A 22,240-nucleotide genomic window follows, 5' to 3' on the forward strand; every position below is an offset into this window, starting at 1 on the left:
GGAGGGGGGCCGGATGGCTACGGTCGGCCGCATGGCGGATGACGAACCCACACGCTCTGCACGGCTGCTGGACGCCCAGGCGAAGGCCGCGCGGCTCTTCACGGAGATCGAGGAACGCGGGCTGGTCGCACCGGGCGAGGGGGAGCGGGCGGTCAGCGACCGCATCCGGGACCTGGCGAACGAACTGTTCGGCACGACCCGGCACTGGCACAAGCGCATCGTGCGTTCCGGCCCCAACACCCTGAAGCCGTACCGGGAGAACCCGCCGGACCGGGTGATCGGCACGGACGACATCGTGTTCGCCGACTTCGGGCCGATCTTCGAGGAGTACGAGGCCGACTTCGGGCGGACCTTCGTCCTGGGCGGCGACCCCGTCAAGCACCGGCTGCGCGACGACCTGCCGAACGTCTTCGCGGCGGGGCGGCGCTTCTTCGAGGCCGATCCGGAGATCACCGGCGCGCGGCTGTACGCCGAGATCGAGCGGCTGGCGGCGGAGTCCGGCTGGGAGCTGGGCTGCTGGCACGCCGGGCACCTCGTCGGGGAGTTCCCGCACGAGTCGATCGAGGGCGCGGACATGGAGTCGTACATCACGCCCGCCAACGACACCCCGATGCGGCGCACCGACACGGCCGGGCGCCGCTGCCACTGGATCCTGGAGATCCACCTCGTGGACCGGGAGCGGGAGTTCGGCGGATTCTACGAGGAGCTGCTCACGCTCTGATCGGACAGCGCCCGCCACACCCGGTCGCGGGTCAGGGGGAGCCGGGTGAACCGGACGCCCGTCGCGTCCCGCAGCGCGTTGGCGAAGGCGGGCGCCACCGGATTGAAGGGGCTCTCGCTCATCGACTTCGCGCCCAGCGGCCCGATGGCGTCGGCGGTCTCCATGAAGTGGACCTCGGTGCGCGGGACGTCGGCGTACTGCGGAAGCCGGTAGCGGCGGAAGGCGGCCGTCCCGACCTCGCCCCGCCCGTCGACGCGGACCTCCTCGAAGAGGGTGGCGCCCAGCGCCTGGGCGACCCCGCCCTCGACCTGGCCGCGGCACTGCATCGGGTTCATGACCTGGCCCGCGTCGGCGGCGTGCACACTGCGCAGAATGCGGATCTCCCCGGTGTCCGGGTCCACGGCGACCCGGAACCACTGCGCGTTGAAGGCGACCGAGCGCGGGGTTCCGCCGAAGTGCCCCTCGGCGGAGAGGACGGCCCCGACCGCCCGCGCCGCCGCGTACAGCTCCTTGAGGGTCACGCGGCCGCCGGGGTGGAGCACCGCCTCCTCGGTGAGCCGGCAGTCGGCGCGCGGGACGCCCAGGTGGACGGCGGTGAAGTCGAGGAGCACGTCGGCCAGGGCGCGCGAGGCGCGGAGGGTCGCCTTCCCCGCGACCACGACGCCCGTCGAGGCGAAGGCGCCCGTGTCGTGCGGTACGACATCCGTGTCGGACTGGCGCACCGTGATCCGGTCGACGGTGGTGGCGAGTTCGCCCGCCGCGATCTGGCGGTGCACGGTGGTGGTCCCGTTCCCGAACTCGGCCGTGCCGACGCCCAGTTCGAAGCTTCCGTCGGGCAGGAGCGCGGCCCGTGCGTCGGCGATGTGGCCGCCCGGCGGACCGGTGGCGATCATCGCGAGGGCGGCGCCCTCGCCGACCAGCCAGCCCTCGGGGACCGGTTCGCGGGCGGGCTCCGCACGGGCACGGCGGACGATGGCCAGGCACTGGTCGAGCCCGTAGCTGGCGATGTACAGATCCTCCTCCTCGCCGCCCGGGGTGATCATCGCCTCGCCCGGACCGATGATGTTCTTCGCCTTGAACTCCATGGGGTCCATGCCGAGTTCACGGGCGAGCTCGTCGAGCGCGGACTCGACGGCGAACATCACCTGCCCGAGGCCGTAGCCCCGGAAGGCCCCCGCCGGGACGGTGTGGGTGTAGACGGAGTAGGCGTCGACCTTCTTGTGCGGGGCGCGGTAGACGGCGGTGGACTCACCGACGCTGTGGAACATCACCGCCGGGCCGTGGTTGCCGTACGCGCCGGTGTTCGACACCACCCGCAGCCGCAGCGCGGTCAGTGTGCCGTCCCGGCGGGCCCCGGCCTTCACCTCGATGGTGAAGGGGTGCCGGGTGGTCGCGCCGTGGAACTGCTCCGCGCGCGTGTACTCCAGCTTCACGGGGCGGCGCAGCCGCAGTACGGCCAGGGCGACGAGGTCCTCGACCAGCATCTCCTGCTTGCCGCCGAAGCCGCCGCCCACCCGCCCGGCCACCACCCGGACCCTGTCGGGCGGAAGGTCGTACAGGGCGCACAGCGCACGGCGGGTCAGGAACGGGGTCTGGGTGCTGGAACGGATGACGAGACGGCCGTCCTCGTCGAGTCGGCCGAGGGCGCCGTGCGTCTCCAGGCTGGCGTGCTGGACCCGCTGGGTGCGGAAGGTCCCCTCGTACACGGCGTCGGCCTCGGCGAAGCCCGCGTCGACGTCGCCGATCTCCCCGTGCGCCTCGCCGACGACATTGTCGCGGGGGCGTGCGATCCGGGCGGTCGCGGCGTCCTTGTCGTGCACGACCGGTGCGCCGGGCCGCATCGCCTCCTCCGGATCGAGGACGGCGGGCAGGACGTCGTACGTCACCTCGACGAGGCGGCAGCCCTCCTCGGCGGCGGCCTCGCTGTCCGCCACGACCGCCGCCACCCGCTGGCCCACATGACGCACGGTGTCGTCCAGGACACGGGTGTCGTCCGGGTCCTCCTCGGGGTGCTCGTGGCGGGCGGTGGAGAAGTGCCGTGCGGGGGCGTCGTGGTGGGTGAACACCGCGTGGACGCCCGGCACGCGCAGGGCGGCCGCCGTGTCGACGGAGGTGATGCGGGCATGGGCGTGCGGGGAGCGCAGCACCTTCATGTGCAGCAGTCCGGGCACCTCGATGTCGAAGGTGTAGCGGGCGGTGCCGGTGACTACCTGCGGTCCGGCCGGGGCGGGCAGATTGCGGCCCACCGACTCACCGGCACCGGGGGACTCGACATGACGCACCCCGCGCACCGCGTCCTCGATGGCCCGGTAGCCGGTGCAGCGGCACAGGTTGCCCTTGAACGCCCGGGGGAGGTCGGCGAGTTGGTCCGCGTCCAGTGCCGCCGTCGTCATCAGGAAGCCCGCCGTGCAGAAACCGCACTGGAAGCCCTGTGCGTCGAGGAACCGCTGCTGCACGGGATGGAGTTCGCCGTCCGGTGAGGCCAGACCCTCCACGGTCGTGACCGCACGGCCGTCGGCGCGGAACGCCGGATACAGACAGCTGTGCACCGGCCGGCCGTCCACATGGACCGTGCAGGCCCCGCAGTCCCCGGCGTCGCAGCCCTTCTTCACACCGAACCAGCCGCGCTCGCGCAGATAGGTACGCAGACACTGCCCCGGACGTGGCTCCTCTTCGAAGGACCTGCCGTTGACCTCGACCTTCATCGTGCCGCTCCTTCGAGTTCCCGCCGGATCTCTTCCGCGAACCGGTACGTCATGTGCCGCCGCCACTCCGGCAGCCCGTGGATGTCGTCGAACCACTCGTCGTCCGCGACGGCGGAACCGATCGCCGCGCGCAGCGCCTCCGCGCCGGGCGGCAGCGGGAACCACAGCCGCACCGGCCGGACCGTCGAGGCCGTGACCGTGATCGCCAAGGAGCCGTCCAGTGGATCGAGCACGCCGATGACCAGCGCCCCGGACCGCCCCAGCCCGTACAGCGACGCCTGCCGGAACGCCGTGCGGCAGGCCCGCGCACGGGCCGGCAGGGTGACCGAGCGCAGCAGCTCGCCCTCGTCGAGGTCCTTGCGGCCGGCCCCCGTGACGAAGGCCGTGACCGGCAGGCGGCGCCGGGCGCCGTCCTGGGAGAGCAGCAGGCACTCCCCGTCCAGCGCGGCCGTCAGCGAGATCATCGGACCCGCCGGGAGCGCGTTGCACAGGTTCCCGCCCACCGTGGCCATGTTCCAGATCTTGAAGGAGGCCAGGAACGCCCGGCAGCACCGCTCGACCAGCGGCGCCACCTCGGCGTCCATCCCCTTCGCGAACCGGGAGAGCTCGGCGATGGTGCAGGTCGCGGCGATCTCCACCGAGCCGTCCGGGTGCAGCCGCACCGGTGGCCAGCCGGTCCGGCTCAGATCCACCAGGCGCCGCAGATGCGGCTGGGGCTCGGAGAAGAGATACGTACCGCCGCCGAGCCAGGCGTCACCCGGCCGCCAGGGCGACGGCACCCGGGCGTCCCGTACCTCCACCACCGTGTTCAGGTCCATGGCCGTCAGTGAAGCAGCGCGGACCAGCCCCCGACGACTGGTTCACACCACAGAAACACCGACGTTCCAGGCGCCCTTCCTGGTGGATCAACCAAGAGGCATATCCCTCGTCTTGTCTGGCACTTACGATGCGATCAGCCGTATTCACCTGGCGAATATGAGATTCCGGATGTCGGGCCGACGGACGGCCGGATCCGGTGGCCGTACGAGGAGCCGCAGCACATGCACGTCGCACACCTCCTGAAGGACGAGACTCTCGGCCTGCACCTGCTGTGGGCCGAACCGACGCTGCTGGAACGCCGGATAAGCGGGGTGACCGTCACCGACCTGGAGGACCCCGCCCGCTTCGTGCGGCCGGGCGAGGTCGTGCTCAGCGGGCTGGTGTGGTGGACGCCGGAGGGCGGACGCGACAAGGCGGAACGGTTCGTGGCCGGGCTCAGGAACGCGGGCGCGGCCGCCCTGCTGGCGGGCGAGGAGACACACGGCGCCGTCCCCGGCGACCTGATCGAGGCATGCGCCCGGCACGGCATCCCCCTGGCCGCCGTGCCGACCGACGTGATGTTCCGGGCCGTCACCGACACCGTCTACCTCCAGCAGTGGGGCGAACTGAGCCGGCACCACGCGCTGCCGGAGAGCACACGGGCCCGGCTGAGCCGCCTGCTCGCCCAGGACGCCGCCCCGGACGCCGTCGTCGCCACCGCCTTCGCCCACCTCGGCCGGGCGGTCGTCGCCCATGTCCTCACCCCGGCCGGCCGCACGGTCGCCGCCACGGAGGCCGGGGGCGCGCTCTGTGCGCCGGAGGCCGCGGCACTGCTGGCGGACGGTACCGGCACCACGCTCCCGGTCGACGCGGACGCCGTCTCCCCGTACGAGCGCTGGTACCTCTGCCTGCCCGACCCCGGTGCCGCGCCGCCCCGCATGCTGCGCGAGGTGGCCGAGATCCTGGGCCGCTGCCAGGAGACGCGGATCCGGCGCGGGGCCGCCGGGCGCCGGGCGGCGGACGGACTGGGAGCGCTGCTCGTCACCCCCGGGACGGGGCCGGCCCCGCTGGCGGCCGCGCTGCGGGCCTGTGGACTGCCCGCCGAGGGACCGTACCGGGTGTTCACCGCCGACACCGGCGCGGGGCGGCCGGGACCGGCGGCGGGAGCGCTGGCGGAGGCGGCGGCCCACCCGGGGGCCGGACCCGCGGCGGTCGGACACCTTCCGGACGGCACCGCGTTCGCCGTCGTCCACGGCACCGCCGACGTCGTCAGCGAGGTGTGGCCGCTCGTCGCCGCCTGCGAACCGTCCGTCCCGCTGCACGGCGGAAGCGGGCGGCCCGCCGCCGCACCGCGGGACCTGGCCGGGGCGCTGGCCGAGGCCCGCTACGCCCTGGACTCGGCCAGGAACACCGCCCCGGACGCCTCGGTCCTCGGCGACGCCGCGTCCCTCACCAGCCTCGACCGGCTCCTCGCCGGAGTGCCGCCCGAGGTCCGCAGCGTGTACAGCCGCACCGTCCTCGGACCCCTGACCGACGACGCGAGCCCTTCCGGGGCGCCGCTCCTGGAGACCCTGAGGACCTTCCTCGCCTGCGACGGATCATGGGCGCGCACGGCGGAAGCGCTGCATCTGCACGTCAACACCGTCCACTACCGCATACGGCGCGTCGAACACTTCACCGGCCGCGACCTGTCCCGCCTCGCCGACCGCCTCGACCTGTGGGCCGCGCTGCTCTGCCACGCGGGCCCGGGGGAGGGAACCGCTCCGGCCGCCCGCCCCGGACCGGCCGCGCGCGCACGGTGACGGGCCGGGCGGCCGGGTTCGCGCCCGCCGCCCGCTCAGACGCGGTCGATGTGCACGTTCGTCGACTTCACCCGGGCAGTGGCCTCCATGCCGACCTCCAGCCCCAGCTCCTCCACCGCCTCACGTGTCAGGAGCGACACCAGCCGGTGCGGACCGGCCTGGATCTCCACCTGGGCGGCGACGTCGCCGAGCTTCACCGCGGTGACGATCCCGGCGAAGGCATTGCGCACCGAGGTGTACGGGGCGTCCTCCTCGCCGCTGCCGCCCTTGGCCAGCTCCACGGAGAACTCGGCGAGGTCCTTCCCCTCGATGAGCCGCCGCCCGCCCTCGTCGCGCCGGGTCGCCACCCGGCCGGCGTCCGCCCAGCGCCGTGCGGTGTCGGGGCTCACGCCCAGGAGTCGGGCGGCCTGGCCGATCGTGTAGAACTGCATAGGCGCCAAGATAGGCCCCTCTCCGGATCTCCCGCCCACCGCCTCGCGCCGCACCGCGGTGACGTCCGCGGCGGGCCGGTACGGAGGCATCCGGCGCGGCCATGGGCGCCCCCGGGCGCCGTAGGCGGCCCGGATAGGATCCAGCCATGATCAGTCTCCGCGCCCGCACCTTGGTCTTCGACATCGACGGCACGCTCTGTTTCGACGGACGGACGATCGACGAACGGATCCTCGCGGCGATCGGCGCGTGCGAGCGTGCCGGCCACCGTCTGGTGTTCGCCTCCGCCCGGCCGGTCCGCGACCTGCTGCCGGTCCTCGGCGGGGCGTTTCCGGCCGCCACGCTGATCGGCGGGAACGGGAGCCTCGTCTCGGTCGACAGCCGGGTCCGGGCCCGTGCCGCCTTCGACCCCACCGCGCTCGGCGCGCTGATGGACGCGGTCGGCCGGTACGAGGCGACCTACCTCGCCGACGGGCCGTGGGACTACGCCTACACCGGCCCCGCGGACCACCCGATCCGGAGCAGGGTCGACCAGGACGGCCTCGCGAGCATGGTGGACATGGCCGAGCTGCCCGAGGTCGTGAAGTTCCTCGTCGTCGGAGCCTCGGACATGGCGGCGCTGGCCGAGGCCGGGCGGGGGCTGGGAATGACGGTCAATCACCATCTCGACGAGGCGATCATCGACTTCGCGCCGGGTTCGACCACGAAGTGGGAAGCCCTCGGCGAGATGGGGATCACGCAGTACGCCGCGTTCGGCAACGACATCAACGACGTCGACCTCCTGCGGAACGCGGAGAGGTCCGTGCGCGTCGGTACGCACCCGGGCCTGGACGAGGTCGCGCACATCACGGTCGCCGCCGAACCGGAGGCGGTGGCGGCGGAGATCCTCCTGCTGGCCGAGTCGGCCGAATCCGCCGAAGTGCCGGTCTGACCAGGAGCGGCGACCCGCACCGACCGGTGCGCGGCGGAGAAGGAACCCCGCCGCGCACCGGTCGGTCGCGCCGGGGCCGGGACGCCCCTCGGCACCCCGGCCCTTCGGGCGGCCCCGTCAGGACCCGGACAGCTCCCCGCGGACCGTGCGGGCCGCGGCGACCAGGTTCTCCAGCGAGGCCCTGGTCTCGGACCAGCCGCGGGTCTTCAGACCGCAGTCGGGGTTGACCCACAGCCGCTCGGCGGGAATGGCCTTCAGCCCCTTGCGGAGCAGTGCGGCGGCCTCGGCCGCGTCGGGCACGCGCGGGGAGTGGATGTCGTACACGCCGGGACCCGCCTCGCGCGGGTAGCCGTGCGAGGCGAGTTCACGGGCGATCTGCATGTGCGAGCGCGCGGCCTCCAGGCTGATGACATCGGCGTCGAGGTCGTCGATGGCCTGGACGATGTCGCCGAACTCCGCGTAGCACATGTGGGTGTGGATCTGGGTGTCCGGCCGGACACCGCTGGTGGTGAGCCGGAACGACTCGGTGGCCCAGTCCAGGTACGCGGCGTGGTCCGCGGCACGCAGGGGCAGCGTCTCGCGCAGCGCGGGTTCGTCGACCTGGATGACGGAGGTGCCCCGGGCCTCCAGGTCGCCGACCTCGTCGCGCAGCGCGAGGGCGACCTGCCGGGCGGTGTCGCCGAGCGGCTGGTCGTCACGGACGAAGGACCAGGCCAGCATGGTGACGGGCCCGGTCAGCATGCCCTTGACCGGCCGGTCGGTGAGCGACTGGGCGTACGAGGTCCAGCGCACCGTCATCGGCTCGGGGCGGGAGATGTCCCCGGCCAGGATCGGCGGGCGGACGTAGCGGGTGCCGTAGGACTGGACCCAGCCGTGCCGGGTGGCGAGGTAGCCGGTGAGCTGCTCGGCGAAGTACTGGACCATGTCGTTGCGTTCGGGCTCGCCGTGCACCAGGACGTCGATACCGGTCTTCTCCTGGAAGGAGATGACCTCGCCGATCTCGGCCCTGATCCGCTCCTCGTAACCCGCCGCGTCGATCCGGCCCGTGCGCAGGTCGGCGCGGGCCGTGCGCAGCTCATCGGTCTGCGGGAACGAGCCGATGGTGGTCGTGGGCAGCAACGGCAGCTTCAGATGGGCCCGTTGGGCGACGGCGCGCTCGGTGTACGGCTGGGAGCGGCGGGCGTCGGCCTCGGTGACGGCGGCGGTCCTGGCGCGTACCGCGGGGTCGTGGGTGAGGGGGGAGTGCGCGCGCGAGGCGAGGTCGGCCCGGTTGGCGGCGATCTCCGCGGCGATCGCGCCGGTGCCCTGGGCCAGTCCCTTGGCGAGGGTGACGATCTCTTCGGTCTTCTGCCGGGCGAAGGCCAGCCAGCGGAGGATCCGGGGGTCGATGTCCCGTTCCGGCGCCGTGTCCAGCGGGACGTGGAGCAGGGAGCAGGAGGCGGACACGTCGACCCGGTCGGCGAGGCCGAGGAGAGTGGCGAGGGTGGCCAGCGACTTCTCGTAGTCGTTGATCCAGATGTTGCGGCCGTCGACCACGCCCGCGACGAGCCGCTTGCCGGGCAGCCCGCCGGCGGCGGCCAGGTCCGCGAGGTTGGCGGCGGCGGCGTTGGTGAAGTCCAGTGCCAGACCGTCGACGGGGGCCTTCGCCAGGACGGGGAGCGCCTGGCCGAGCCGGTCGAAGTAGGAGGCGACGAGCAGCTTGGGCCGGTCGGTCAGGCCGCCGAGCTCACGGTAGGCGCGGGCGGCTGCGTTCAGCTCGGCCGGGGTGCGGTCCTGGACGAGCGCGGGCTCGTCGAGCTGGACCCACTCCGCGCCCGCGGCACGCAGGTCGGCGAGCACCTCCGCGTAGACGGGCAGCAGCCGGTCCAGGAGCGTCAGCGGTTCGAAGTCGGCCGCCACTCCGGGGGCGGGCTTGGCGAGCAGGAGGTAGGTGACCGGGCCGACCAGCACCGGCCGGGCGGCGTGCCCGAGCGCGAGGGCCTCCTTCAGCTCGGTGACCTGCTTGGCGGAGTCGGTGGCGAAGACGGTGTCCGGGCCGAGTTCGGGGACGAGGTAGTGGTAGTTGGTGTCGAACCACTTGGTCATCTCCAGCGGCGCCACGTCCTGGGTGCCGCGGGCCATCGCGAAGTAGCCGTCGAGGGCGTCGGCGGCGGCGGCCTCACGGTGCCGCTGGGGGACGGCGCCGACCATGACGCTGGTGTCCAGGACGTGGTCGTAGTAGGAGAAGTCGCCGGTGGGCACCTCGTGGACACCGGCGTCCGCCAGTTGCCGCCAGCCGGCCCGGCGCAGGTCGGCCGCCGTCTCCCGGAGGGCGTCGGCGGTCACCCGCCCCTTCCAGTACCCCTCGATGGCTTTCTTCAGTTCCCGGTTCGGGCCCTGGCGGGGGTAGCCGTACACGGTGGCGCGTGCTGCCGCGGCTGCGGTCCTGCTGGTCACGGAAATCTCCTTCGCGAGATGACTCCTTGAGATCCCGGGACGGGACACGGGCGCGAAGGGATGACGAACCGGACGGACACCCCGCACGCCGGTCGCGCGGTCTTCCGTCTGGTATGTACGCCGACCCGCCCACGAGGTCACCGGGATATCCGCGCACGAGGGTTCGTGTGCGGGCAACGGGCAGGTCTTCGGACTCGCGGGCACGTCTGCCGAGGGCAGACACCTACTGGCCGTCGCTTCCCGGATCCGGTGGATCCAGTGCGTATGACGGCGGTCGTTCCCGCTCACCGCTGCGGGGCAGTCCCGGATTTCCACCGGGTTCCCTCTTACGACGCGCCTGCCTGGCGGACAGGGCGAACCAGCTGCACCGGTCAGACTAGAGGGCTGATCGCTCCCGGGGCGGTACTGCTCACATTCCGGAACGTGACGTGAGACACGGGGACCGGTCCGGGACGGGCCTTCGGCGCCACCGGGACGCCGTCCGGTGCCGTACGCCCGCCGGGCGGGTCAGGCCGCTACCGCGTCGGGCCGGGGGAGCCGCAGTGGCCGGCCGTCGCGGTGAGGCGTCGCAGCGAGGCGTGGCCGGGCGGGCCCCAGGTGGGCTTGCCGCCCGGACGGCCGTGGTCGCCCGCGTCGCCGATGAGGATGCAGACGAGGGCCTTCACCACCGCCCAGCCGCGCGCGCGGCGCAGCGTCGCCGGGTCCGCGGCGGGCCGGTAGGTGTCGTGGAAACGGTCGACGGCGCCGTCCGGCAGCAGGAGCCAGGCTGCGGCGAGATCGCAGGCCGGATCGCCCGCACAGAGGTCGCCGAAGTCGATCACGCCGCAGAAGGTGCCGTGCGAGGTGAGGACGTTGGCCGGGTGCAGATCGCCGTGCAGCCAGAGGGCCGGCCCCGTCCAGGCGGGCGCGGCGACGGCGTCGTCCCAGACGGCGCGGACGGCGTCCGGGTCGGGGACCAGCCCCGACCCGGCGGCCGAGGCCAGGGTCCGGGCGAACTCTTCGGCATGGTCGGCGAGCGGTCCTCCGCGGTCGCGGCCGGCCGGCGCCCCGTCGGGTGCGGGCCGGTGCAGAGCGGTCAGGAACGCCGCCAGGGAGTCGGCCGCCTCCGCGGCGCGCGTGGCGGGGGCGCGGTCGGCGGGGGTTCCCGCCACCCAGGTGGTGACGGTCCAGGGCCGCGGGAACCGTTCGGAGGGCTCCCCGAGGCGCTGGGGCACGGGGACCGGCAGCGGAAGTCCCGGGGCGAGAGCGGGAACCCAGTGGTGTTCCTTGCGCAGCAGCGCGTCCGCGGACTGCGTCGCCCAGGGCAGTCGGACGGCGAGGTCGTCGCCGACCCGCCACAGCTGGTTGTCCCAGCCGCGGGCGCCGAGCCGCACGGGGCGATCGGCCAGGTCGGGGTGCTGGTCGCGCAGCAGGTCCCGGACCAGTTCCGCGGTGATCTCGGTCTCGGAGTGGGTCATGCGGAGCCACGTTAGCCGACGGGCCCGCGGCTGTTCCGGTTCGTGGCGGGACCCGGTCCGGGGCGCGGGCCCGCGGGACCGCCCCGTTCGGCAGGGGGTGTCCCGGGGTGGTCCGCGCCCCGGTGTGCGCCGAGAGCCGTGCGCGTCAGGACTTCGGGGAGAAGCGCAGCCGGGTGGCCGCCAGCGCGCCGAGGGCCAGCAGGACGATGGACACCCAGAGGCCGGACAGGTGATTGCCGGTGGCGTCCTCGGCGTATCCCATGATGTACGGGCCGACGAAGCCGCCGGTGATGCCGATGGTGTTGAGGAGTGCCAGGCCGCCGGCGAGGGTCTTGCCGGAGAGCCGGGTGGCGGGGAAGTTGAACAGCAGGGGCTGCACGACGAAGAACGCCAGGCCGGTGAAGCAGAAGCCGAGCAGCGCGATCACGGGACCGGCGACGGCGGCGACGACGAGGCCGGTGAACATCATCAGCAGCCCGGTCACCACGAAGTTGCGGGACCGACGGGGCGTGGTCGCGCGCGGCGGCACCAGTACGGCACCGACGGCGGCGGTGAGCCAGGGCAGTCCGGTCAGCAGGCCGATGGTGAACGGCGAGAGGTCGCCCCAGCCGCCGATGATGCCGGGCAGGAAGTAGACGACGGAGTACAGGGCGACCTGGTGGGTCCAGTTGGCGAAGATGGCCAGCAGCATCTGCCTGTCCCGCAGCACCGTCAGCAGCGAGCCGGATCCGGAACCGTTGCCCGCCGCCTCGGCGCCCTCGGTCTGTTCGCGGGTGACCGCGTCCTGGACCAGCCGGGCCTCCTCCGCCGTCAGCCAGGGCGCCTTGGCCGGGCCGTCGGGCAGGTACTTGAAGATGGCGAACGCCAGGAAGAGGCACGGGACGCCCTCGATGACGAACATCCACTGCCAGCCGTGCCAGCCGCCGACCCCGTCCATCTCCATGAGCAGTCCGCCGAGCGGGTTCCCGACGACGCTGGCGATGGAGGCGCCGAGCAGGAGCAGGCCGATGGCTCTGCCACGGATCTCGGAGCGGAACCAGTAGGTGAAGTAGAGCAGGATGCCCGGCAGGAGCCCGGCCTCGGCGGCGCCCAGCAGCAGCCGCATCGCGTAGAAGGACTTCTCACCCTGGACGAAGGCCATGCAGGCCGAGATGACGCCCCAGGTCAGCATGATCCGGGTGATCCACCAGCGGGCGCCCACCCGGTACATGATCAGGTTGCTGGGCACCTCGGAGATCGCGTAGGTGAGGAAGAAGAGTCCCGCGCCCAGCCCGTAGGCCGCGGCGGAGATGCCGAGGTCCACCTCCAGGCGTTCCTTGGCCAGGCCGATGTTGGTCCGGTCCAGGAACGACATGATGTAGGCGGCCAGCAGCAGTGGCATCAGCCGCCGCAGATTTCGCTGGTCCAGCGCGCCGAGCGCGTCGCCAGGGGTTTCGTTCGGTGTGGCCGCACCGGGCGTGCGGGAAGCGCGGATCAAAGACATCGGTGTCCTCTTGGAGTGCTCTGGCAGCCGCCCGACGCGGACTGCGGCCCAGGGGTGGGCGGGTGGCGGGCGGACCGCGACGGTGACGCCGCGGTCCGCCCGGCCCCGCCGGGGTGGGGTCAGACGACGAGCCGGACCGGGTTCTCGACGGCCTCGGTGAAGGCCGCGAGCCAGCGCGCCGCCACGGCGCCGTCCACCGGACGGTGGTCCACGGACAGGACCACGCCGAGGACCTTGGCCACGGTGACCGCGCCGTCGCGGACCACCGCCGCCTCACGCGCGGCACCGACGGCCAGGATCGCGGCCTGCGGCGGGTTGATGATGGCGGCGAACTCCTCGACCCCGTACATGCCGAGGTTCGAGACGGTGATCGAGCCGCCTTCGAGGTCGGCGGGGGCCAGGCCCCCGGCCCGTGCCCGCTCCGCGAACGCACGGGTCCGGGTGGCGATGGCCGACACCGAAAGGTTCTCGGTCCCGCGCAGCACCGGGGTCACCAGGCCCGTGTCCGTGGCGATGGCGACCGAGACGTCGACGGCGTCGAACCGGCGGACGGCGTCCGGCTGCCACACCGCGTTCATCTCCGGCACCTGGGTGTGCGCCGTGGCGACCGCCTTGATCAGCAGGTCGTTGACCGAGACCTTGACCGGGCTGACGGCGTTGATCCGCTGCCGCAGGGCCAGCAGTTCGTCCACGGCGCAGGTCGCCCGCAGATAGAAGTGCGGGGTCTGCTGCTTGCTCTCCGTCAGGCGCCTGGCGATCGCCCGGCGCATGCGGCTGTGCGGGACGTCCTCGTACCCGCTGGTGCCCGCGGGCACGGCGGGGTGCGCCCCGACGGCCGCCGCCGGGGGAGCCGGGGCCGGTGCGGGCGTCGGCTCCGGCGCGCGGCGGGCCGCGACCGCGGCGTCCACGTCACGCCTGACGACGCGTCCGCCGGGACCGGTGCCGGTGAGGGCCTCGATGTCGAGGCCGGCCTCCCGGGCCAGCCTGCGGGCCAGCGGGCTGCTGAAGACGCGTCCGCCGCGGTCCGGCGCACCGGACGCCGGGACGGCCGCGGGCCGCGCCACCGTTTCCTCCGGCACGTCCCGGCGCACCGCCTTCGGGGCCTCGCCGGGTGCGGCGACGCCGAGTCCGGCCAGCAGCGCGTCCAGGTCACCGGCCTGCTCGCCGACGGCCCCGAGCACGGCGATCGGGTCGCCGACCTCGATCTCGACCCCCGCCTCGTACAGGGTCTTGAGCAGGACGCCGTCGCGCTCGGCGGCGACGTCCACCTCGGCCTTGTCGGTCTCGATGGAGACCAGCGCGTCGTCCTTGGTGAACGACGCGCCCTCCGCCACCTGCCAGGCGGACAGCACGGCCGTCGCCGCGTCGGCGGCCACGGCGGGCATTCGGAACAGTTCTGCCATGATCAACCCTCCTGGGTGTTCTCTCGTACGGGGAGGGTCAGTTCCCGGTGACCCGCTGGAGCGCGGCCACGACCTCTTCGGTCCGTGCGATGGCCGCCCGCTCCAGCACCTTGCTGATGCTGGGAGAGGACTCGCCCGCCTGGACGCGCTCCACCGGCCGGTCGAGCCAGTCGAACCAGCGTCGCTGGATCTCGTCGGACAGCCAGCCGCCGTAGGAGGTGCCCACGGGGCCCTGTTCGGCGATGAGCACGTTGTTGGTCTTCCGGACGCTCGCGCCGAGGGTGTCCCAGTCGAGACTGGCGCGGTCCAGCCAGCGCAGGTCGATGACCTCGGCGTCCAGGCCCAGCTGCTCGACCGCCTCCAGGACGTAGTGGGTCATCGCCAGGTACGTCACGATCGTGATCCGTGACCCGGTGCGGCGCACGGCCGCCTTCCCCACGGGCAGGCAGTAGTCGAGGTCGTCCACCGGGCCCGGACCGACCGAGTTGTAGAGATCGGTGTGCTCCAGGACGACGACCGGGTCCTTGCAGGTCAACGCGGAGTTCATCAGGCCGACGTAGTCGAAGGGCGTGGACGGGGCGACGATCCGCCAGCCGGGGGCCGTGGCGAGGATCCCCGCCGGGTCCATGGAGTGCTGGGAGCCGTAGCCGGTGCCCATGGCGACCTTGCTGCGCAGGACGAGCGGGACGCCGGTGCCCTGTCCGTCGCCGCCGAACATGTGCCGGGCCTTGCCGATCTGGTTGAAGATCTGGTCGGCCGCGACCCACATGAAGTCGGCGTACATGAACTCCACCACCGGCTTGTACCGGCCGTCGAGCGCGATGCCGCCCGCGAGCCCGGCGAAGGCGTTCTCGCTGATCGGTGTGCCCAGGACCCGGTCCGGATGGGCCTCGGCCAGGCCCTTGGTGGCGCCGTTGGTGCCACCCTTGAGCCGGTGCACGTCCTCGCCCATGACGACGACGGAGTCGTCCTCGGCCATGCGCCGGCTCATCACCTCGGCCACGACATCGATGAACTTCCGCTGCTCCAGCCGCCCTTGGAAGGCATCGGGCCCGGTGCCGGTGTCGGCGAGGCGGACGCCCTCGAACTCGCCGAGATCGCCCCGCACCCCGACGTCACGGAAGGACGGGTCGGGCCATTCGGCGGGCCGGATGCGGCGGGTGCCCGGCTTGCCGTCGGGGTCGGGCTCCAGCAGTTCGTCACCGATGGCGGCCATGACCGCCTCGGCCCGCGCGGTGCACTCCTCGATCTCGCCGTCCGTCAGGACACCGTTCTCGACGAGCTGCCGCGAGACGAGGGCCAGCGGATCGCGGGCCCGCCACTCCTTCTCCTCGTCCTTGGTGCGGTAGCCGAACGCGCTGCCCGGGAACGGGCCGTTCTGGTGGAAGAAGCGGTAGACCTCGGCCTCGACGATCGTCGGTCCGTGACCGGCCCGCATGTGGTCCACGGCCTCGCTCATGGCGAGGTGCACGGCGAGCGGATCCATGCCGTCCACGCGCCAGCTGGGGATGTTGAAGCCCAGACCGCGCGCGGAGAGCCGGGGTTCGGCCGTCGCCTCGTCCACGTGGGTGGAGACGGCGTACTTGTTGTTCTCGATGAAGAAGCAGACCGGCAGCTTCCAGGCGGCCGCGAGGTTCATCGTCTCCAGCACGGAACCGATGTTGACCGCGCCGTCCCCGAAGTAGGTCACCGAGACGGCATCGGTGCCGGCCTGCCGCGCCGACCAGGCGAACCCGGCCGCCTGCGGCACGCCGCCGCCGACGATCGCGTTGGTGCCCATGGCCCCGGCCTCACGCCACCGCAGATGCATGGATCCGCCGCGCCCCTGGCAGAAGCCCCTGGCCAGGCCGCAGATCTCGGCCAGGCTGCGTTGCAGGACGGTGCGCACCCCGGCGTCGACGGGGCGGCGCAGGTCGATGCCCCCGGGGGCGACGTACCCCAGGGCCTTCGCCAGGAACTGGTGGTGTCCCCGGTGCGATCCGCCGATGAAGTCGGCCCCGGTCAGTGCGGACACGGAGCCGACGGCGCCGCCCTCCTGCCCGATGCTGGAGTGCGCCGGACCATGGACCAGTCCCTGGCCCGCGAGGTCGAGGACGTACTCCTCGAAGGTCCTGATCAGCAGGGTCTGGGTGAACATCGAGGTCAGCAGCCGCGGGTCCGCGCCGTGCCAGTCCTTCTTGGTCGCCGTCACCTCGGTCCAGGGTGAGGCGGGGGCCAGTTTCCGGTGTGTGGGCATGAGCACTCTCCTGTGTGATTCGGTGAGCACTGTCGCAGCGAATGGATCCATAGCCAATACCTCGTTACCGGAACGTTACGTTCAGATTTCGGGAATGTCCATTGACTGTGACACCTGGGGCGGCGCACTGTGAGACACATGGCGGATAGATGGATCCATTCAGCAGGGGATGGGCAGCGAGGGCTTCCCGGTCTGACCGGCGTCGAGCACATCGGCTTCACCGTTCCCGACCTCGAAGAGGCGACCCGGTTCTTCGTCGACGTGATCGGCTGCGAGCACGTCTACTCGCTCGGCCCGTTCCGCTCCGACGGCACCTGGATGAGCGACCACCTCGGCGTGCACCCGCGTGCCGTGATGCGCGAGCTGCGCTTCTTCCGCTGCGCCGGCGGCCCCAACTTCGAGATCTTCGAGTACGAGGCCCCCGGACAGCAGACGCGACCGCCGCGCAACAGCGACGTCGGCGGCCACCACCTCGCCTTCTACGTCACCGACCTCGACGCCGCCGTGGCCCACCTGAGGCAGCACGGCGTACGGATCCTGGGCGGACCCACGGCCAGCTCGGGCCCGAGCGAGGGACAGCGCTGGGTCTACTTCCTCGCACCCTGGGGGATGCAGCTGGAGCTTGTCTCCTACCCGGACGGCAAGCGGTACGAGACCGGCTCACCGGTACGGCTGTGGCAGCCTTCCGTCTGACCGCGCCGCGCCACCCCACCAGGGAGAACCATGTCTCGTAAGCCGACCACCGGATCCGACTCCTCCGGAGCCGCCGCCGTCGCCAGCCAGCGCGTCGCGGACCATCTGCGCGCCGCCATCCTGAGCGGTGAACTGCGCCCCGGCGCACGGATCATGCAGGAGCAGGTCGCCGCGCAGCTCGGCGCCAGCCGGCTGCCGGTGCGCGAGGCCCTGCGGATACTGGCCGCCGAGGGCCTGACCGTCGTGAAGTCCAACAGCGGCGCCTGGGTCTCCCGGATGGACATGGCGGAGTGCGAGGGCGTCTACAAGATCCGCGAACGCCTGGAACCGCTCGCCCTGGCCGAGAGCATTCCGCACCTCACCGCCGAGCAGATCACCGAACTGGAGACGATCGCCCGGCAGATCGAGCTGACCACGGACGTCGACCGCTTCCTGGCCCTCGACGGCCGTCTGCACCTGCTCACCTACGCCGGGTGCCGGGTCAGCCAGATCACCGCCATGGTCGACCGCTTCTGGAACACCACCCAGCACTACCGCCGCGCCTTCGCCCGGCTCGCGGGCGACACCGGCTGGGAGCTGATCCACGCCGAGCACCGCCTGATCATCGACGCGATCAAGCGGGCCGACACCGTCGACGCCGAACGCTTTCTCACCGGCCACATCCGCCGCACACGGCTGGAGCTGGCCCGACACCCCGAACTGTTCACGGAGGACGACCATGACAGCGACCACACAGCAGACCCGGCCGGCTGACGCCCGCCCCTTCGAGGGCCGGACCCTCCTCGTGTCCGGCGCGGGCGGCGGCATCGCCCGCGAGGTCGCCCGCCAGTTCCACGCGGCCGGTGCCGCCCTGGTCCTCGGCGACCTGGACGCCGGGGCGCTGGAGGAGTTCGCCGCGACGCTCGACCCGACCGGCGCGACCGTGCTCACCCGGACCCTGGACGCGGCCTCGCCGGAGAGCAACAACGCGTTCGTGGCCGCGGCCGTCGAGGCGTTCGGCTCGGTCGACTTCCTGGTGCCCGCCGCCGGGATCTACCCGGAGCAGGCCGTCGCCGACATGACCGACGAGCAGTGGAACACCGTCATCTCGGTCAACCTCAACGGCGTCTTCTACCTCACCCGCGCCGTCCTGCCCCACCTCAACGAGGGCGGCAGCATCGTCAACCTGACCTCGATGGCCGGTCACCGCGGCAGCGTCCGGCACGCGCACTACGCGGCGACCAAGGGCGCGCTGCTCGCCTTCTCCCGCAGCCTCGCCTGGGAACTCGGCTCCAGGGCACGGATCAACATGGTGTCGCCCGGCATCATCGAGACCGCCATGACCCGCGGCTACGTCGCCGAGCGCGGCGACACCGCCCTCGCCACCACACCCCTCGGCCGCCTGGGCCGGCCGGAGGAGGTCGCCTCCGTCGTCACCTTCCTGTGCTCGCCCGCCGCGAGCTTCGTGCAGGGCGAGGTCATCCATGTCAACGGCGGCATGCACATGGTCTGAGCGGGACCGGAGCACCGAGGGCGAGAACGGCACAGCGAGCGGGAACGGAACGGAACATGACGACGGAAGCGGCGATCTACCCCGACCTGGACGGCAGGTCCGTATGCGTCACCGGCGCCGCGCGCGGCCTGGGCCTGGCGATGGCCGCGGCGTACGCGCGCGCGGGGTGCCATGTGCTCCTGCTGGACATCGACGGCGACGAACTGGACCGGGTGCGGCCCGCCTTGGCCGCGGGCCGCCCCGGACAGGTGATCACGACGGCCACGGCCCCGGTGAGCGACCAGGACGCCGTGACGGCGGCGCTCACCGCGTTCACCGCCCGGACGGGTGAGCTGTCCGTCATGGTCGCCAACGCGGGCGTGTCCGCCAACGCGCCCTCCCTCGACCTCGAACTGGACCGCTGGAACACCGCGTTGGACGTCAACCTCACCGGCGTCTTCGTCTGCGCCCGCGCCGCCGCCCACGTCATGCGCGCGGGCGACGGGGGCGTCGTCCTCACCACCTCGTCGATGTACGGGGTGACCGCCGGCCCCGAGCGCGCGGCGTACTGCGCGACCAAGGCCGCCGTCGCCGCCCTCACCAAGGTCCTGGCCGTCGAATGGGCCCCGCTCGGCATCCGGGTCAACGCGCTCGCACCCGGGTACGTCGAGACCGAGCTGCTGACCCGGCTCTCCGACGCGGGGCGGCTCGACACGGAGGCGCTGCGCCGCCGCACCCCGCGCGGCCGCCTCGGCACCCCGGAGGACATCGCGCACCTCGCCCTCTTCCTGTCCTCCGGGGTCTCCGCCAACATCACGGGCCAGGTGATGGTCAGCGACGGCGGCTGGACGGCCGACGGCTACGCGGTGGCGCCGGGCTGACGGCCCCGCGCCGGGCCGGGCCCGGGAACCGGCTCACCGGTCCTCCAGGAGGAACACCCGGAACTCGTCGTCGTAGTCGTGGTCCTTCAACCGCAGGGCCAACGGGGTCCGTTCGCCCGTGAAACGGAGATCGACGGACGCCTCCCTCTCGCCCGGCTGGAAGTCCGCGGTGACCGGGCGCCGGGCCGCGCCGCCCCAACGGGTCACCCAGCGCCGCGCGTCCTCCTCGGTGCCGCCGTCCTTCACGGCGAGCCCGGCCAGACCCTCGGCGTCACCGGCCCTGAGCCGGGCCAGGACGTGTTCGACGGTGGCGAGGGTGCCGGGGGTGGGGCGCCCGGTGACGGTCAGATCCAGCTCGGAGGTGCCGTTCCTGACGCGCTCGGGGGTCTTGTCGGTGTCGAGGGCGTCGCAGCCGCCGAGCAGCAGAACGGCCGCTCCGGCCAGGCCGGCCGCCCCGTACGCCCGTGGCGACCGGGCGGCTCCCGACGGCGGTCCCACAGCGTACCCGCCTTCGGATCTTCGTCTCATCCGCTCATTCTGGACCACTCGGACCCGGCACGACGACCGGCTGATCTAAAGTGCTCTGGCCACATCCCAGCCCGCGGACCTGAGAGGGAACCACGCATCATGGCCACTGAGACGTTCGAGTTTCAGGTGGAAGCACGACAGCTTCTGCAGATGATGATCCACTCGATCTACTCGAACAAGGACGTGTTCCTGCGCGAACTCGTCTCCAATGCCTCCGACGCGCTCGACAAGCTGCGACTCGAAGCACTGCGCGACGACTCGCTCGACGTGGACGTGTCCGATCTCCACATCGTCATCGAGACCGACCGGCAGGCCCGCACACTGACCGTGCGTGACAATGGCATCGGGATGTCCCACGACGAGGTGGTCCAGCTCATCGGCACCATCGCCCACTCCGGCACCGCGGAGTTCCTGCGGGAACTCAAGGAGGCCAAGGAGACCGAGCGGACGGCCGCCGCCGAAGGGCTGATCGGCCAGTTCGGTGTCGGGTTCTACTCCAGCTTCATGGTGGCCGACGAGGTCACGCTGCTGACCCGGCGCGCGGGCGAGAGCCAGGGCACCCGGTGGACCTCCGGCGGCGAGGGCACGTACACGATCGAGACCGTCGACAGCGCCCCCCAGGGGACCGCGGTCACGCTCCGGCTCAAGCCGGAGGACGCCGAGGACCAGCTCCACGACTACGTCTCCCCGTGGAAGATCAAGGAGATCGTCAAGCGGTACTCCGACTTCATCACCTGGCCCGTCAGGATGGCCTCGGAGACCGCGGCCGACGGCACCGAGGAGCCGGGGGAGGGCGCCGACGGGGTCCCGCGCGAGCCCGAGACCCTCAACTCGATGAAGGCGCTGTGGGCGCGCTCGCGCGACGAGGTCTCCGACGAGGAGTACCACGAGCTGTACAAGCACATCAGCCATGACTGGAGTGCGCCGCTGGAGACCATCCGCCTCCAGGCGGAAGGCACTTTCGAGTACCAGGCGCTGCTCTTCATCCCGTCGCGCGCGCCCCAGGACCTGTTCATGCAGGGATACCAGCGCGGCATCCAGCTCTATGTGAAGCGCGTCTTCATCATGGACGACTGCGAAGCGCTGATGCCCCCGTACCTGCGCTTCGTCAAGGGCGTCGTCGACGCTCAGGACCTCTCGCTCAACGTGTCGCGCGAGATCCTCCAGCAGGACCGCCAGATCCAGCTGATGCACCGGCGCCTGGCGAAGAAGGTGCTCTCGACGGTCAAGGACATGATGTCCGCCGAACCGGAGCGGTACGCCACGTTCTGGCGGGAGTTCGGCCGGGTCCTCAAGGAAGGGCTGCTGAGCGACTTCGAGAACCGCGAGACGATCCTCGGCGTCTCGTCCTTCGCCACGACCCACGACGAGGACGAGCCGACCACGCTGCGCCAGTACGTGGAGCGGATGAAGGAAGGCCAGGAGCACATCTTCTACCTGACCGGCGAGTCCCGGCAGGCCATCGAGAACTCCCCGCACATGGAGGCGTTCCGCGCCAAGGGCGTCGAGGTGCTGCTGCTGACCGACCCCGTCGACGAGGTGTGGGTACAGGCGGAGCCCGAGTTCGACGGCAGGAAGCTGCGGTCCGTGGCCAAGGGCGAGGTCGACCTCGGCACCGAGGAGGAGAAGAAGGAGGCCGCGAGCGAACGCGAGGGCCGTCAGCAGGAGTACGCGGATCTGCTCGGCTGGATGACGGACCGGCTGAGCGGGACCGTCAAGGAGGTACGCCTGTCCTCGCGTCTCACCGTCTCGCCCGCCTGCATCGTCTCGGACACGCACGACGTGTCGCCGGCCCTGGAGAACATGTACCGCGCCATGGGCCAGGACGTTCCCCAGGTCAAGCGCATCCTCGAACTCAACCCGGAGCACCCGCTGGTCGGCGGCCTCAACCGGGCGCACGCCGAACGCGGTGCGGACGGCGACAGCGGGCTCCAGGAGACGGCCGAGCTCCTCCACGATCTGGCGCTGCTGGCCGAGGGCGGCGAACTGGGCGACCCCTCGCGCTTCGTCAAACTGATGGCCGACCGCCTCGAACGCACCCTGTGAGCGCGCGGCCGCCCGCAACGCGCTGAGCGGCCCCGGGGCCGGCACGGCCCGCCGCCGCCCCGCGCGGCGGCGGGCCGATCCGGATGCGAACCGTGTGGCACCGCGCGAGGATCGAGATACGGGCAGTGGCCCGGCAGCGCCCCGGCTCCCCGAGGGCCGGAACCCTTCCCCGGCGCGCCGGTCCGCTTCCCGGCCCCCGCCCGGCCGTCGGTCCGTGTCC

At 72.3% G+C, this 22,240-nt stretch carries 17 protein-coding genes and 1 riboswitch; of the genes, 8 read left to right on the forward strand and 9 right to left on the reverse strand.

Annotated elements, in window-relative coordinates; genetic code table 11:
• Positions 1-31: 31 nt before the first annotated feature.
• A complete protein-coding gene (locus ACFVFH_RS13595; protein ID WP_383766972.1) occupies positions 32-721 on the forward strand; it encodes a M24 family metallopeptidase in 690 nt (229 codons plus the stop codon).
• Here ACFVFH_RS13595 and ACFVFH_RS13600 read toward each other — a convergent pair.
• Together ACFVFH_RS13600 and ACFVFH_RS13605 are read right to left on the reverse strand one after the other, a co-directional pair.
• Positions 697-3,426, reverse strand: coding sequence for a molybdopterin-dependent oxidoreductase (locus tag ACFVFH_RS13600; protein WP_383766975.1), 2,730 nt, complete (start codon positions 3,424-3,426; stop codon positions 697-699). The two genes, ACFVFH_RS13595 and ACFVFH_RS13600, sit on opposite strands and share 25 nt — an antisense overlap.
• Positions 3,423-4,244 (reverse strand): FAD binding domain-containing protein, encoded by an 822-nt coding sequence (locus ACFVFH_RS13605; RefSeq protein ID WP_383766978.1) that lies wholly within the window; start codon positions 4,242-4,244, stop codon positions 3,423-3,425. The genes ACFVFH_RS13600 and ACFVFH_RS13605 overlap by 4 nt, the downstream gene beginning before the upstream one ends.
• Before the next feature lie 222 nt (positions 4,245-4,466).
• Here ACFVFH_RS13605 and ACFVFH_RS13610 point away from each other — a divergent pair, with 222 nt between their 5' ends.
• Positions 4,467-6,026 (forward strand): helix-turn-helix domain-containing protein, encoded by a 1,560-nt coding sequence (locus ACFVFH_RS13610; RefSeq protein ID WP_383766980.1) that lies wholly within the window; start codon positions 4,467-4,469, stop codon positions 6,024-6,026.
• A 35-nt stretch (positions 6,027-6,061) separates the two neighbouring features.
• On the opposite strand, the gene ACFVFH_RS13615 is transcribed toward ACFVFH_RS13610, so the two are convergent.
• On the reverse strand, positions 6,062-6,457 hold the full coding sequence (locus tag ACFVFH_RS13615; RefSeq protein WP_383766983.1) for a molybdopterin-binding protein: 396 nt from the start codon (positions 6,455-6,457) through the stop codon (positions 6,062-6,064).
• A gap of 146 nt (positions 6,458-6,603) precedes the next feature.
• Between ACFVFH_RS13615 and ACFVFH_RS13620 the strand changes: the two genes are divergently transcribed.
• The gene (locus ACFVFH_RS13620; RefSeq protein ID WP_383766986.1) at positions 6,604-7,386 is read left to right on the forward strand and encodes an HAD hydrolase family protein; all 783 of its coding nucleotides are present in this window, start codon (positions 6,604-6,606) and stop codon (positions 7,384-7,386) included.
• A 117-nt stretch (positions 7,387-7,503) separates the two neighbouring features.
• On the opposite strand, the gene metE is transcribed toward ACFVFH_RS13620, so the two are convergent.
• From metE to ACFVFH_RS13645, 5 genes are all read right to left on the reverse strand, one after another.
• Positions 7,504-9,822 (reverse strand): 5-methyltetrahydropteroyltriglutamate--homocysteine S-methyltransferase, encoded by a 2,319-nt coding sequence (metE, locus tag ACFVFH_RS13625; RefSeq protein ID WP_383766988.1) that lies wholly within the window; start codon positions 9,820-9,822, stop codon positions 7,504-7,506.
• A 161-nt stretch (positions 9,823-9,983) separates the two neighbouring features.
• Positions 9,984-10,200: riboswitch (cobalamin riboswitch) on the reverse strand.
• A 137-nt stretch (positions 10,201-10,337) separates the two neighbouring features.
• On the reverse strand, positions 10,338-11,279 hold the full coding sequence (locus ACFVFH_RS13630) for an aminoglycoside phosphotransferase family protein (protein ID WP_383766991.1): 942 nt from the start codon (positions 11,277-11,279) through the stop codon (positions 10,338-10,340).
• A 145-nt stretch (positions 11,280-11,424) separates the two neighbouring features.
• Positions 11,425-12,762 carry an MFS transporter gene (locus tag ACFVFH_RS13635; RefSeq protein WP_383766993.1) on the reverse strand — a complete coding sequence of 446 codons (1,338 nt, stop codon included), beginning with the start codon at positions 12,760-12,762 and terminating at the stop codon, positions 11,425-11,427.
• A 119-nt stretch (positions 12,763-12,881) separates the two neighbouring features.
• Positions 12,882-14,165, reverse strand: a complete 1,284-nt coding sequence (locus ACFVFH_RS13640; protein ID WP_383766996.1) for a 2-oxo acid dehydrogenase subunit E2 — start codon at positions 14,163-14,165, stop codon at positions 12,882-12,884.
• 37 nt (positions 14,166-14,202) lie between these two features.
• Positions 14,203-16,401 (reverse strand): thiamine pyrophosphate-dependent enzyme, encoded by a 2,199-nt coding sequence (locus ACFVFH_RS13645; RefSeq protein WP_383766999.1) that lies wholly within the window; start codon positions 16,399-16,401, stop codon positions 14,203-14,205.
• A 138-nt stretch (positions 16,402-16,539) separates the two neighbouring features.
• Between ACFVFH_RS13645 and ACFVFH_RS13650 the strand changes: the two genes are divergently transcribed.
• The 4 genes from ACFVFH_RS13650 to ACFVFH_RS13665 are packed head-to-tail and all read left to right on the forward strand — an operon-like array spanning position 16,540 to position 19,446.
• Positions 16,540-17,094 carry a VOC family protein gene (locus ACFVFH_RS13650; protein ID WP_383767002.1) on the forward strand — a complete coding sequence of 185 codons (555 nt, stop codon included), beginning with the start codon at positions 16,540-16,542 and terminating at the stop codon, positions 17,092-17,094.
• 30 nt (positions 17,095-17,124) lie between these two features.
• Complete coding sequence (locus tag ACFVFH_RS13655; RefSeq protein ID WP_383767005.1) at positions 17,125-17,847, forward strand: GntR family transcriptional regulator; 723 nt, start codon at positions 17,125-17,127, stop codon at positions 17,845-17,847.
• On the forward strand, positions 17,813-18,586 hold the full coding sequence (locus ACFVFH_RS13660; protein WP_383767008.1) for an SDR family NAD(P)-dependent oxidoreductase: 774 nt from the start codon (positions 17,813-17,815) through the stop codon (positions 18,584-18,586). The genes ACFVFH_RS13655 and ACFVFH_RS13660 overlap by 35 nt, the downstream gene beginning before the upstream one ends.
• A 56-nt stretch (positions 18,587-18,642) precedes the next feature.
• Complete coding sequence (locus tag ACFVFH_RS13665) at positions 18,643-19,446, forward strand: SDR family NAD(P)-dependent oxidoreductase (RefSeq protein ID WP_383767011.1); 804 nt, start codon at positions 18,643-18,645, stop codon at positions 19,444-19,446.
• Positions 19,447-19,479: 33 nt separating this feature from the next.
• Here ACFVFH_RS13665 and ACFVFH_RS13670 read toward each other — a convergent pair whose 3' ends face one another.
• Complete coding sequence (locus ACFVFH_RS13670; RefSeq protein ID WP_383767014.1) at positions 19,480-19,944, reverse strand: hypothetical protein; 465 nt, start codon at positions 19,942-19,944, stop codon at positions 19,480-19,482.
• A 129-nt stretch (positions 19,945-20,073) separates the two neighbouring features.
• Between ACFVFH_RS13670 and htpG the strand changes: the two genes are divergently transcribed.
• Complete coding sequence (htpG, locus tag ACFVFH_RS13675; protein WP_383767017.1) at positions 20,074-22,020, forward strand: molecular chaperone HtpG; 1,947 nt, start codon at positions 20,074-20,076, stop codon at positions 22,018-22,020.
• Positions 22,021-22,240 lie beyond the last annotated feature (220 nt).

This window comes from Streptomyces sp. NPDC057697 (genome assembly GCF_042799335.1).
Lineage (GTDB): Bacteria > Actinomycetota > Actinomycetes > Streptomycetales > Streptomycetaceae > Streptomyces.